Raw genomic sequence first — 12,103 nt, forward strand, 5'->3', positions numbered from 1 at the left:
GGGGGGGGGGGCTGTGGGCCTTGCGGCGAAGCTTGTTGACTTTTCCCGTCGTAAAGCGTTATTCTTGAACATCCTTTGAGCGCAACGCACTTTCCCGTGCTCGAAGGCATTGTATGGGGCTGACATGGTTTCGACACCGTACAGTGAGCCAGGGGAAGCGTGCCGGTGCAGGCTAGAGACCACCGTTTAAGCGTCGTAGCAACTGATTAAGCGCCGAGAACACTCAGCGCGACTACGCTCTCGCTGCCTAATTAAGCGACTAGCGTGTCTGTCAGACCGGGCTTGCCCTTTGGTCCGGACCCTGGCATCGACTTAAAAGGGCTCGCCCGATGGGTGTGCCGTAAGGCTCATCGGGGATCTTCTTACTTGCGGCTGGGCCCGTCATTCGGACATGTTTGCCTGAGCCGAAGGGTCGAGTAGAGGCGATCGTGCGAACTGCGCACGGAGAAGCCCTGGCGAGTTGGCGGTGGACCCGAGTTCAATTCTCGGCAGCTCCACAAATAGAAATCCCCGGTCATTACGACCGGGGATTTTTCGTTGTACTTGAAGACGTCTGAGCGACGTCGGGCAACCTTAGAAGGTGCTCTTGTAGACGTTGGCGATGGTGGTGCCAGTAACTGCCGAACCGTGGAAGGTCGGGTGGTTGGTCATGTTGTAGGAAGCAACGTCAGTATCCAGAATTGCCGAGACTTGACGCTCACCGTCCGGGCCGCACATTGCGACGTCAATGTTTGCAACGTTCTTCATGTTGACGAAACCGATGCCGGACTCATTTGCAGCGCGCTCCTGACGGTTCTGCAGAGCCATCTCAAACTGGTGCATGCCGGCAGCCGGAATGTGCGGTGCAAAACCTGCGGCGTTGACCGGGCAAGCGTAGTGAGTCGGGTCATTCGAGGTGAAAGCTGGGTAGCCAATCAGCATGACGCGAGCAGTTGGATTAGCAGCCTTGATTTTCTGTACCGCGGCAACAACGTTGGTGGTGTACAGGTCATCCTGAACCGGCATTGGCAGCACAGCGCCCTGCATTGCGTCATTGGCGCCAACGTAGATGGTCACTAGCTGGGTGGCCGGGCCGAGGGAGCCCTGAGCGATAGCGTTGTCAACCTGGCCCATCAGGGACTTCTGCGGCTGAGTCGGCATGAAAGCGGTAGTGCCGTTGCAGGAGTAGTCGTGCAATTCAAGACCGGTCTCGCGAGCAACGTGAGAGCCGATGTTCGAGACCGAAATCGGGCAGCCACCACGGCCCGGTACGGCCGGGTCGGACTGACCCGGGTTAGCAGCGAAGGAATCGCCGAAGGCAACGTAGTTACCAGTAGGAAGAGCGTTGGCAACACCGCCAGTCAGGAGGGAGGCTGCCAGCGCAGAAGCTGCAGCTGCCGAGGCTGCTGCACGGCGAACAACGTTGTTCTTCATAATTAAAAACCTCTTAGTTGAAAACCTATAGAAGGAAAAACTCGCGCTACACTCGCGATTTCTTCGCCACAGACCGTCCCTGGAAGAACCGAGTCCGACAGAACCAAGTCCGACAGAACCCTGAGCGGATACTTAAAGACGCGCCTTTATCACTTTGTTATACAACTAGGTTCTAGTCCTGATGTCAACCGGAACCAGCTAGTTATATGGATATTCGACTCTTTCAACGCCTCTTGTTTGTCTCTTATCGCTGGTAGGTGGAGTTATGAGTTACTTCCGAACGTGGAATACAGCGCAGCGATGACACCATCGGCTACCCCAGAACCATCTTTTAGCTCAATCTCATCTTCGGCAAAGAGGCCACGCTCATCCAGTTCCGCTTCTGTGGGGCGCGGCTGAATCAGTGTTAGGTGTGGACCTTCACTGATAACACCACTGAAAAGACGTGCCTGACGAGCCGCCTCACCATCCGCCTGCGCCCGTACCTCGTCCAGGGATGCACCCTCAAAACTGTCCGCCTGCTCCGGGGCAATCACCATAATCTCCTGCGCCAGCACGGCACCAACGACACCTGCCGGCCACGATGTCCGAGCGATAAAGTCCGCCAACTCAGGGCTACCACCTTCAATTCCCTCGGGGAGAGGTTCCTGCTCAACGACAGTCAGCGGGGCGCTGTCAATCAGCTCGTCGGCAAGCACGTCGGCAAGCGCGGCGGTGGGGACGAGGGCGAAGAGACTCGGGGCGCGGTCCCAACCTTCGGCGTGGACGTATTCGACAGCCTCGCGTACGGCGCGATTGAGTGCCTGCTGGCTGAGATGAGTCTGGGTTCCGCTGTTTTCGCTCATGACGCTTGACGACGCCCCTTTCCTGGCAACGCTGTATTAACAGCATCCTTAGTCAAATGTTAGGAACTTTATTTAGAGTAGATGACAGATAAGCGTACGACCGACTTACCAGCTCGCTGGCAAGTCAAGCTCAACTCGAACAGGAGAGACGTTGTCTCTAAACCAGACTCGACCGAGACGATCGGCGGGTGGCCGACCGGGGTGGCTGGCAATTACCGTGTTGGTGATTGCCGCGCTGACCTTTGTTATTCCAATCGCCGTCAATTTTTATACGGACTTTCAGTGGTTCGGTGAAGTGGGGTATCGAGGGGTATTCGCCACCACGTGGCTCACTCGTATCGTCCTGTTTATCACCGTAGGCCTGATAACGGGCGCACTGACATTTCTATCTATGTGGCTGGCGTGGCGCTCCCGTCCCGTCGACCTCGGGCTGACGGATCCGCGCAGCCCGCAGGCAGTGTACCGACGGATGGCTGAATCTGGTTCGAAGTCGATGTTCACCACGCTGCCTGTTGTATTCGGCGTACTCGGTGGCCTTGTGGGGCAGGGCAAATGGCAGACGGTGCAGCTGTTCTTAAACCGACAGTCCTTCGGTGAGACGGACCCGCAGTACGGCAAGGACTTGGGCTTCTATGCGTTCCAGTTGCCGCTGTGGTCGTACATCGTGTCGACGCTGGTTGTCCTGGTAGTTATTGCGTTCCTGCTGTCGCTGGTGACGCATTACTTCCTTGGTGGCATCCGCCCAGGTAACCCGACTACAGGGGAGAAGACCCGCGTTTCCAATGCGGCTCGTGCGCAGTTGGCGTGCTGGGCCGGTGTTTTCATGCTGCTCAAGGCTGTGTCTTACTGGCTGGACCGCTATGAGCTGCTGAATAACAAGCAGAAGACCTTCACCGGTGGTTCCTACACCGATATCAATGCGCTGCTGCCGGCGAAGATTACGCTGCTGGTCATCGCAATCGTCGTGGCCGCTGCATTCTTCGCGGCCATTTTCCTGCGCAATCTTTCGATCCCGGCGTTTGCCACCGTGCTGATGTTGGTTTCCGCAGGTCTGATTGGCGTGGCCTGGCCGATGGCAGTTGAGCAGTTCTCAGTTAACCCGAACCGCGCTTCCAAGGAACGCGAATACATTGCGCGCAATATTGAATCGACGCGCTACCACTACGGGCTTACCGACGACAAGGTGAAGGTCGAGCGCGACTGGGGCGTTCCGGCTGAAAAGGAAGGCGATAAGGAAGCCGCGAAGGAAGGTGCGGACTCGATTTCCCGCGATGCCGCTACTCTGGCCAATATCCGAATCCTGGATCCGGAAGTGCTGCCACGTACCTTCACGCAGCAGCGTCAGCTGAAGAACTTCTATGGTTTCTCCGATCCGCTTGCCATTGACCGCTACCAGATCGATGGCGCGTCCCGTGACTTCATCGTCGCTGCTCGTGAACTGAACCCGCAGACGCTGCAGGGTAACCAGACTGACTGGATCAACCGTCACACGGTCTATACCCACGGCAATGGTTTCGTTGCTGCGCCGGCTAATAAGGTCGACGAGGTTGCCTCCGAGTCCGGTTCCGCCCGCGGCGGTTACCCGCTGTACACCGTGGCTGACCTGTTCGAGTCCGAGGACCCGAACGGCATGAACCTGAACCTGAAGCAGCCGCGTATCTACTACGGCCCGGTTATCGCCAACAGCGATGCCGACTATGCGATTGTTGGCGGTAACGGTGACGGCAAGGACTATGAGTACGATGCCGACGGCCGTAACTTCACCTACGACGGTGAGGGCGGTGTTGGCGTAGGCGGACTTGCCAGCCGCATGATTTTCGCCACCCGTTACCAGGAGCTCAACATCCTGCTGTCCGACCGCATTGGGCCGGACTCCAAGATCATCTACAACCGCGATCCGCGTGACCGTGTTCAGAAGGTCGCCCCGTGGCTGACTACTGACACCAAGACCTACCCGGCTGTAGTCGATGGCCGTATGAAGTGGATTGTCGACGGCTACACCACGCTGGCCAAGATGCCGTACTCCCAGCGCATGAGCCTCCAGGAGACCACGCAGGATTCCATTAACCCGGATGGCACTCCACGCCCGCTGCCGAACAGCGAGGTCAGCTACATCCGCAACTCGGTCAAGGCGACCGTCGATGCCTACGATGGCACCGTTGAGCTCTACGAGTTCGATGAGAAGGATCCGGTGCTCAAGGCCTGGGAGGGTGTCTTCCCGGATGTGGTGAAGCCAAAGTCGGAGATTTCCGAGGAGCTGCAGGAGCACCTGCGCTACCCGGAGGACTTGTTTAAGGTTCAGCGTGAGCTGATGGCCAAGTACCACGTCAGCGATCCGGGCGTTTTCTTCGCCAATGACTCCTTCTGGTCCGTCCCGTCCGATCCGACCGCGCCGGAAGAGCAGAACCTCTCCCAGCCGCCGTACTACGTTGTCGCTTCCGATCCGAAGACCGGAAAGCCGAGCTTCCAGCTGATTTCCGCCTTCCGCGGTCTGGAGCGCGAGTTCCTCGCCGCCCAGATGAGCGCTTCCTCCGATCCGGAGACGTACGGTCAGATCACCATCCGTGCCCTGCCGACCAACACCCAGACCATGGGTCCGCGTCAGGCGCAGGACACGATGATGTCCGCAGATGAGGTCGCCCAGGACCGTACTCTGCTCGAGGGCACGAACGTGGTCACCAACGGTAACCTGCTGACGCTGCCGGTCGGCGATGGCGAGATTCTCTACGTCGAACCGGTCTACACCCAGCGCAAGGGCCAGGAGACCGCATTCCCGAAGCTGCTGCGTATTCTCGTCGCTTACCGCGGTCAGGTGGGCTACGGCGCCACGGTCACTGAGGCTCTGAGTCAGGTCGGTATCGATGCTTCCGCCGCGACTAAGGTCCGCGGTGAGGAAGAGACTGAGGAGCAGTCGGCGGATAAGGACAAGGATGCCGCTGACGCTGAGTCCGACGACGAGGCACCGAAGGAAGAGCGCAAGGTTGATGTCGCCGCGCGTGACGACGCCGCTCGCCGTATCTCCGACGCACTGCAAAAGCTTAACGACGCTCAGAAGAACGGTGACTACGCGGCGCAGGGCCAGGCACTTGCCGAGCTCGACCGCGCTGCCGCTGACTACCAGAAGGCCAACGGCCAGTAAGGCGTGCAACGAGTAGTTAGCCGAGAATCATAGGTTTCTATGGTCCGCAGACTCCCCAGGTTGTAGCGAAACCGGCTATGACCTGGGGATTGGTCTTTGTTGGGAGCATCGTGCTACAGTTACTTCTCGTTGGTCAGAGAGACCAGCGCCCGCTGTGAGTGCTTGTAAAAGCCAGGACAGTTGACGCGGGGTGGAGCAGCTCGGTAGCTCGCTGGGCTCATAACCCAGAGGTCGTAGGTTCGAATCCTGCCCCCGCCACTAAGAAAAGACCCCTACCGGTGCAAACGCCGGTAGGGGTCTTCTTTATTCTGGGGCCACATCACCGTTTTTCACCGTTTTTTTTGGGGGGGGGTAAGTCGTTGGGTAGCCGTTGGGTCTGACGAACTCGCGCACTGCACAACCGGGCATTAAAGGGGCGGTCATCAGAAATGCAGTGTGAGGCGCTGCTCGATTAGTCGGCATGAAGGTACTTAGCTTGAGGGGGTCCTGGGTTGATTCCGGTCGATTCACCTCAACTCATGTACGCGCTGCTGGCTTTCAGTTTCACATATCGATGAGTTATTCACTTATGGCCATGCTGGAGCGCATCGATAGGTGAATCATGCATCGATAAGTGAGCGCAGCGCTAGAAAATAGCTGGCAGACGGGCCTGGTCAGTCCACTGTGGGGTCGCAACAGTAGAGGGCGGGAGAAAACTTTTCCTGTCCCCGCCCTCTATAAAGAACTCTACGAAGCCCTGGCTTTCGATTTCTTCAGCATGATCATCGGCAGAATCAACAGGACTAGCCCACCGATAAGCGCTACTCCACCGAATAGCCACACCAGTCCGGCGTGTTGAACAGTGGGGCAAAAATTATCACGCCGAGTAGCGCGAAGAATCCCCACTGCGCCAGGTACATGCCTACGGAATAGGACCACATCGTTCGCGCGCGCTGGCGCACCTTGGCATCGAAATCCATTGTGAATGGCAGGGCACCGAAGACTGCCGCGATGAGAATGGTCGCGTAGTCGCCGAAATGCTCGCTGAACTGGATTATTCCCAAAGCGTTGGGGCCTAGCAGCAAGCCGAGCAAGCCCGCAGTAATCGGTGCGGGGATGAGAAGCTTTTGGAACCAGGGGATGAACCGTCGCATCAAAAAACCACCTACCCAGTTCATTCTGGGAGGTGGTTTTGGTTGAGGTCAGACGGTTTTACTGTCGGCCATTCTTAATGCGCGACCAAGCCGCTGCGATAACCACGCCAGCGCATGCGATGGCGAGGTAGGCCCACACGTGATCACCGCTGGTCTGAATGGTCTTTGGCGGAGCAGGAGTGTTCTCCGCAGTCAGCACACTTTCTGTGTCACGGCCGGAGGTGATGTCATCGATCCAGTCAGCAGTGCCAGCGAGGGTAGTGATAGCTGCGCTGGGGGAGGGCAGGTCAGGGTCGCCATTGGAGGTTCCGGCGGTAGCGAGACCAGCGAGCTTTCCGTCGACGAAGAATGGGCCACCGGAGTCGCCTCCCTGCATACCCGCGCCGGAAACGGAATGTGCGTCCAGGATGGCGCTTTGAATCATTGGCATCATGGCAGCGTCGGCTGGGATACTTTCTATCCCTGCCGGGATCGACTCGGTTTTGGAGTCATCTGGCATGGCAGCTCCTGGTTGCATCTCCATTGATTCCATAGCGTCACCCGGAACAGCGCCGCCCGGAATAGCCTCACCCGGAACAGCTTCGCCTGGAGTAGCGTCACCCGGAACAGCACCACCAGGCGCAGCCTCACCTGGGGTTCCTTCAGTGGGGCCTCCTCCCAGCAGCTCATTGACGACCATCTTGGTCATCGGAAGCTGCCCGGATCGTGCCATGGACGAGCTGCTGCTCCAGCCGTAGAGAGTTCCCGTCTGTCCAGGTGTGGGGATATCGCGGGAGACCTTCGCCGGGGTTGCGTCGGTGACCTTTTCGGTCAGGTGAAGCAATCCCGCATCAGACATTGGAGAAAGCGCCCAAGAATCGGCATCGTAGACCTTTCCACCGATGCGGGCCTGGGTCCCTTCGTTGTTCACAGACTCCAGGCAGTGGCGTGCGGTGAGCACCCACTGGTCGGCAACCAGCGTGCCGGTGCAGTCACCGAAATTACCGATTTTGCCAATCTTTAGCGCGGCCACAGAACTGCTTTCAGCATTGGCGGGTGCGGGTTCGCCGTTTTCCAATGCAAGAGCTGGAGTCGCAGATAGAAGCAGGGTGCTGCTAACAATTGCTGCGATGGAAAAAGATGTTTTCTTCACGGTTATTTCCCTTTCCCAGAAGGAACAATGCCCTTGATTGCGGTGGCAACGAGTTTTTCGGCAGGGCCCTGTCCGACAAATTTCTTCCAGAGGCTAGCGATGACGAGGAAGAATACGATGAAACCTGCTGCAGACAACGTGGAATGCAATGCAACATTCTGCTGCCAATAAAACGCGGTGAGAACGTGCAGGATGTAGATTGTCAGCGACATTGTTCCCATAGCCGCGAATGGGTAAACCACAGCTGGGAAGCGATCGCCTATGAAAAGGCACAAGTGCAGGACAATGGCGGCAACTGCGACGGAGAGAATGATTTCTCCGAAGACGCCAGTGTGTCCGGTAAAACGGAGCCAGCCAGCAATCTCGGGATCAAATCGGAAGTACATGCCGACGGCCGTGATGACAGCACTGACAGCGGTGACAATCCAGCTCAACCGAGCATTGGCGCTGTTCTCAGAGGTGGAAGTGTCTTGCAGGCGACGGCGTAGGTAGACGTCGTAAAGCAGCATGCCGCCGATGAAATATGCGATCCACGCGAGTAGCGGATAGATCTGCGGCAGCGTCATAGGCGCGTACTTAATTGTGGCGGCGATGGTGGCGGCGATGAAGAAGCCGACTCGCCACCAGGTTCCGAGCGCTGGCATCCAGGAAACCAGCATCATTACCAGGCCCATGATGACGAGGACCACCTGAATTTCTCCACCCACCGGCAATAGTGCCAGGCCGATGAGAATGATTAGGGCGCCGCGAGTGATCAAGCGCAAGAAGGTAGTGCTGCTGTAATTGCGGCCGATGATCATCATTGTGGCGCCGGCGATAATGGCGAACAGTGATGAGGGTAGGCCAGAGAGCACAACCTTTGTGCTCCAAAGTAGTGAGGCCATATGGACAATGATCATGCCGATGATGGCGAGTGAGCGCGCTATATCGAGCCCCACAATTCGGGTAGGTTTATTCACCCCGGATTTCTCCTTTACTACAACTTATAGGGAGGTGCTCTTTGGTAAAAAGCACTCTCTACAAACGGCGTATTGAAAACGACTTTCTAGTTGTAGCAACCGAACCTGACAATACATTAAGTGACTATGTGTAAATCATGGTGTTTCGTCTGTGTTTTTACTGGGAAACTAGCGCGCTCAAAAAGCTAAGAGGCAGGCGTAACCTGGTGGCATGACATCGATGCTGACGAGTTTCACCTGGGCAGAGGTGCCAGGCGTCTTCCTCGCGTACCTATTAATCATTGCCATCCCCACCGCTCTCGCATGGGTGGGTGCCGCATGGTTGGCCAAAAAATACGGCGAGCGTATCGCATTTGGGCACACGATTTTCGTCTTTGTCGCAGCATTCCTAATCTGCTTTTGTACGCTCGCGTGGACGCTCGAGGGCGAATACGACTACTCGCCATGGCAGGTTTTCTGCAGTGGCTTCGCGATGGTCATCCTTACTGCCTCTGCCATGATGCGCGTGCCCGCCCCAACTCTGAACCTTCTGCCCACGTGGTGGGCAGCGGTCGCCGGCTATGCCCTGTGCTGGAGCATCATCGCCGGCACTGACGACACCACCGGGCTCTGGGCAGTCGGCCTGATGTTCCTGCTCCTCGGTCTCATCGCAGGCGTCGGCGCAGTCGTGTGGCTTACGCTGGCGATAAGGCGGCTTTTGTTGGATTCTGCCGCTTAGGGATTCTTAGTGGAACGGAGTTCGACAGCTAACTCGTCGATACGGCGCTCGAGGTCATCGCGAATCAGGTCCATGCGTTCTTTTCCGTCGATGCCTCGTTTTGAGGGCTCGTCAGTAAGCCAACGCTCGAGTGAGCCTTGAGCGTCCGAGGGGAGCTCTACATGAGCGGCATCGCCGATGATGACAACACGATCTGCAGTCCGGAGAATCGTGGGGGCAATGGGCTTTGGTGATGCACTGTCCATAGAGGCGCCGATTTCTGCAACTGATTTGGCTGCAAGCGCATTGGTAGTAGTTTTGGGGTTCGTTCCTGCTGAAAGGGCGATGAACTGCGTGGCATATTTTGCACGCGCAATGGCCTCGGCCATCTGGGATTTACCGGCATTTGCCACGCAGATGAAAAGTACCTTCGGGATTTCCTTCATTTCAGAATCCTTTTTCTATAGTTTGTCCGGTACGGAAAGGTCATTAGGGAAAAGGCGCGGCCCGAGCCAGCGGGTGACGTAGACAAGTGCAACGAGTACGGGTACTTCAATAAGTGGTCCAATCGTTCCCGCAAGTGCTTGCTGGGACAATGGGCCGAAGGTGCCAATCGCAACCGCAATTGCCAACTCGAAGTTATTTCCGGCGGCCGTAAAGGCAATCGATGCGGAGGTTGCGTAGTTCATGCCCGCGGCCTTGGCCGAAGTGAGAGCGATCGCGAACATGGCGAGGAAGTAGATCACTAGTGGTAGTGCCACTTTCGCAACGGTCCAGGGATTCTCAAGAATCTGCTGTGACTGAAGCGCAAAGAGCAACACGATTGTGTATAGAAGGCCGGCAAGTGCCAATGGTGAGATTTTGGGCAAGTACTCATTTTCATACCAGTCGCGACCACGGGTGCGTTCACCAATTATGCGTGATGCCGCGCCAGCCAGAAGCGGAATACCGAGGAATACCACTACAGATAGTGCGATTGCCCAAAAAGAAAAGGTGGCGGAAGTGGTTTCCAGTCCCAACCAGGAGGGCAGAATCTGCAGGTAGAACCACCCTAGAGCGCCGAACATGAAAATTTGAAATAGCGAGTTGACGGCCACCAATACGGCAGCGACTTCAGTATCGCCGCAAGATAGGTCGTTCCAGACCAAAACCATTGCAATGCAGCGGGCGAGACCGACGATGATCACGCCAGTGCGCAGTTCTGGACTATCACTGAGGAATATCCAGGCAAGGGTGAACATCAGTGCGGGGCCGAGAATCCAATTGAGGAAGACTGTGATGCCCATCAGCTTCCTTGATGTCAAAATTTTGCCCGTTTTGTCGTATCGAACCTTTGCGAGCGGTGGGTACATCATGACCAGCAATCCGATGGCGATTGGTACGGAAATTGTCGTAATTTTTGCCTCTGCCAGCCAGTTCACAAGTGACGGTGCAATTTTGCCCAGAATGAGGCCAATTGCCATTGCAGCTGCAATCCATAGCGGCAAGAAGCGGTCTAGGAAGCTGAGTGACTTTGTAGTCTGTGTCATAGTTTCCGGTGTAATCAATATATCGATGATTGTCAATATATTTAGAGGGGAGGCCGTGTAGCCTCAACGGGTATGGACGAAATCTCAGAATGCTGTGCACTTGGCGGTCGGCCTCTCGACGCGGCGGAAGCGCAGGCTGCGGCAACGCTCTTCAAAGCGCTGGCGCAACCGGCGCGCCTGCAAATTTTGTCTCAGCTCGCTGCCGCTGGCTGTAGTCCGATGACCGTAGGGGAGCTGGCCGCTGTTTCTGGGCTTAGTCAGCCGACGGTGTCGCATCATTTAAAGACCATGGCGGATGCCGGGCTGCTAACTAGGTCTAAGAGTGGACGGGTGGTAACCCATGAGGTACGCCCTGAGGTATTTGCTGAGCTGCGACGTATCCTGGATATCGGTCACGCGGACGGGAGATAGTGAGCCGCTCGTCGCAAATTGCGATAGGTTGGAAAACCCTGTTTACCCGCCCAGGCGCTTGACGACGGCGTCGTGAAGCACCCCATTCGTCGCAACTGCGTCCCCGCCGTGCGGCCCGTCGACTCCCACTAGGGAAGTGAAGTGGCCGCCAGCTTCCTCCACCAGGATCGCAAGCGCTGCCAGGTCCCACAGGGAAACCTCCGGCTCTGCGGCGACATCGACCGCACCCTCGGCTACCAGGCAGTAGGAGAAGAAGTCGCCATAGCCACGCAGGCGCCAGGCGTCATCGGTGAGACCGATGAAGTTGTCGCGCAGGTCGCGCTCGGCCCAGCCGGTGAGCGAAGAGTTGGAAATTGAGCAGTCCGCGATGTCTGCCACCTTCGAGACCTCAATGCGGCGCTGAGCGGCTTCCCGGCCACCGACGTGGGTGCGCTTGAATGCGCCGTCGCCCTTGGATGCCCACCAGCGACGGCCCAGTGCTGGGGCAGAGACTACGCCGACAACCGGCTTGCCGTCCTCCAGCAGGGCAATCAAGGTGGCCCAGACCGGGACATTGCGCACGAAGTTCTTAGTGCCGTCGATGGGGTCGATGACCCACTGGCGCCCCTCAAACACAGCTTCGCCGCCGAATTCTTCGCCGAGAACTTCATCGCTCGGGCGCTTGTCCGACAGAATCTCGCGGAGCAGCTTCTCGCACGCGATATCGGCATCGGAGACCGGAGTCAGGTCGGGCTTGGACTCGACGATTAGATTGGCCGCCTCGAAGCGGGACATCGTGAGGTCGTCGGCTGCGTCGGCAAGCGAGAGTGCGAGGGCGAGATCTTCGGAGTAAGAGGTGGTCATGG

The 12,103-nt window shown here is 57.3% G+C and carries 10 protein-coding genes, 1 tRNA gene, 1 other RNA gene and 1 pseudogene; 5 read left to right on the forward strand and 8 right to left on the reverse strand.

All coding sequences use genetic code 11. The features are described from left to right. Positions 1–115: 115 nt before the first annotated feature. Positions 116–500, forward strand: a transfer-messenger RNA (tmRNA) gene (gene ssrA / locus HMPREF2751_RS02910). A gap of 73 nt (positions 501–573) precedes the next feature. Here the strand turns inward: ssrA and HMPREF2751_RS02915 are convergent. Next, entirely contained in the window at positions 574–1,413 is an 840-nt protein-coding gene (locus HMPREF2751_RS02915) for a GDSL-type esterase/lipase family protein (RefSeq protein ID WP_070595367.1), read from the reverse strand. 263 nt (positions 1,414–1,676) lie between these two features. Further along, complete coding sequence (locus HMPREF2751_RS02920) at positions 1,677–2,258, reverse strand: PPA1309 family protein (protein ID WP_070595368.1); 582 nt, start codon at positions 2,256–2,258, stop codon at positions 1,677–1,679. Positions 2,259–2,409: 151 nt separating this feature from the next. Between HMPREF2751_RS02920 and HMPREF2751_RS02925 the strand changes: the two genes are divergently transcribed. Together HMPREF2751_RS02925 and HMPREF2751_RS02930 are read left to right on the forward strand one after the other, a co-directional pair. Further along, the gene (locus HMPREF2751_RS02925) at positions 2,410–5,397 is read left to right on the forward strand and encodes a UPF0182 family protein (protein WP_070595370.1); all 2,988 of its coding nucleotides are present in this window, start codon (positions 2,410–2,412) and stop codon (positions 5,395–5,397) included. A 184-nt stretch (positions 5,398–5,581) separates the two neighbouring features. After that, positions 5,582–5,655 (forward strand) — tRNA-Met (locus HMPREF2751_RS02930). Positions 5,656–6,212: 557 nt separating this feature from the next. Here the strand turns inward: HMPREF2751_RS02930 and HMPREF2751_RS02935 are convergent. From HMPREF2751_RS02935 to HMPREF2751_RS02945, 3 genes and pseudogenes are all read right to left on the reverse strand, one after another. Beyond that, a pseudogene (locus HMPREF2751_RS02935) lies at positions 6,213–6,554 on the reverse strand (sodium:glutamate symporter); the annotation flags it as partial. A gap of 34 nt (positions 6,555–6,588) precedes the next feature. Next, positions 6,589–7,662 carry a trypsin-like serine protease gene (locus HMPREF2751_RS02940; RefSeq protein ID WP_070595375.1) on the reverse strand — a complete coding sequence of 358 codons (1,074 nt, stop codon included), beginning with the start codon at positions 7,660–7,662 and terminating at the stop codon, positions 6,589–6,591. 2 nt (positions 7,663–7,664) lie between these two features. Next, positions 7,665–8,621, reverse strand: coding sequence for a DUF418 domain-containing protein (locus tag HMPREF2751_RS02945; RefSeq protein ID WP_069359292.1), 957 nt, complete (start codon positions 8,619–8,621; stop codon positions 7,665–7,667). Between the two features lie 211 nt (positions 8,622–8,832). Here HMPREF2751_RS02945 and HMPREF2751_RS02950 point away from each other — a divergent pair, with 211 nt between their 5' ends. Then, entirely contained in the window at positions 8,833–9,339 is a 507-nt protein-coding gene (locus HMPREF2751_RS02950) for a hypothetical protein (protein ID WP_048733884.1), read from the forward strand. On the opposite strand, the gene HMPREF2751_RS02955 is transcribed toward HMPREF2751_RS02950, so the two are convergent. Both HMPREF2751_RS02955 and arsB read right to left on the reverse strand, forming a co-directional pair. Beyond that, positions 9,336–9,764 carry an arsenate-mycothiol transferase ArsC gene (locus tag HMPREF2751_RS02955; protein WP_048733886.1) on the reverse strand — a complete coding sequence of 143 codons (429 nt, stop codon included), beginning with the start codon at positions 9,762–9,764 and terminating at the stop codon, positions 9,336–9,338. The genes HMPREF2751_RS02950 and HMPREF2751_RS02955 overlap by 4 nt on opposite strands. Before the next feature lie 15 nt (positions 9,765–9,779). After that, on the reverse strand, positions 9,780–10,847 hold the full coding sequence (gene arsB, locus HMPREF2751_RS02960) for an ACR3 family arsenite efflux transporter (RefSeq protein WP_049172185.1): 1,068 nt from the start codon (positions 10,845–10,847) through the stop codon (positions 9,780–9,782). A gap of 72 nt (positions 10,848–10,919) precedes the next feature. Between arsB and HMPREF2751_RS02965 the strand changes: the two genes are divergently transcribed. Next, positions 10,920–11,258, forward strand: coding sequence for an ArsR/SmtB family transcription factor (locus tag HMPREF2751_RS02965; RefSeq protein ID WP_016423238.1), 339 nt, complete (start codon positions 10,920–10,922; stop codon positions 11,256–11,258). 42 nt (positions 11,259–11,300) lie between these two features. On the opposite strand, the gene hisN is transcribed toward HMPREF2751_RS02965, so the two are convergent. Then, the gene (hisN, locus tag HMPREF2751_RS02970; protein WP_049172187.1) at positions 11,301–12,101 is read right to left on the reverse strand and encodes a histidinol-phosphatase; all 801 of its coding nucleotides are present in this window, start codon (positions 12,099–12,101) and stop codon (positions 11,301–11,303) included. Between the last annotated feature and the right edge of the window lie 2 nt (positions 12,102–12,103).

This window comes from Corynebacterium sp. HMSC063G05, from assembly GCF_001810555.1.
Taxonomy (GTDB): Bacteria; Actinomycetota; Actinomycetes; order Mycobacteriales; family Mycobacteriaceae; genus Corynebacterium; species Corynebacterium jeikeium_D.

What these genes read in the sequence shown, in the direction of transcription:
- HMPREF2751_RS02915 (WP_070595367.1), bottom strand. Translation starts at nt 1,413, where the DNA reads ATGAAGAACAACGTTGTTCGCCGTGCAGCAGCCTCGGCAGCTGCAGCT.
- HMPREF2751_RS02920 (WP_070595368.1), bottom strand. Translation starts at nt 2,258, where the DNA reads ATGAGCGAAAACAGCGGAACCCAGACTCATCTCAGCCAGCAGGCACTC.
- HMPREF2751_RS02950 (WP_048733884.1), top strand. Translation starts at nt 8,833, where the DNA reads ATGACATCGATGCTGACGAGTTTCACCTGGGCAGAGGTGCCAGGCGTC.
- HMPREF2751_RS02955 (WP_048733886.1), bottom strand. Translation starts at nt 9,764, where the DNA reads ATGAAGGAAATCCCGAAGGTACTTTTCATCTGCGTGGCAAATGCCGGT.
- arsB (WP_049172185.1), bottom strand. Translation starts at nt 10,847, where the DNA reads ATGACACAGACTACAAAGTCACTCAGCTTCCTAGACCGCTTCTTGCCG.
- HMPREF2751_RS02965 (WP_016423238.1), top strand. Translation starts at nt 10,920, where the DNA reads ATGGACGAAATCTCAGAATGCTGTGCACTTGGCGGTCGGCCTCTCGAC.
- hisN (WP_049172187.1), bottom strand. Translation starts at nt 12,101, where the DNA reads ATGACCACCTCTTACTCCGAAGATCTCGCCCTCGCACTCTCGCTTGCC.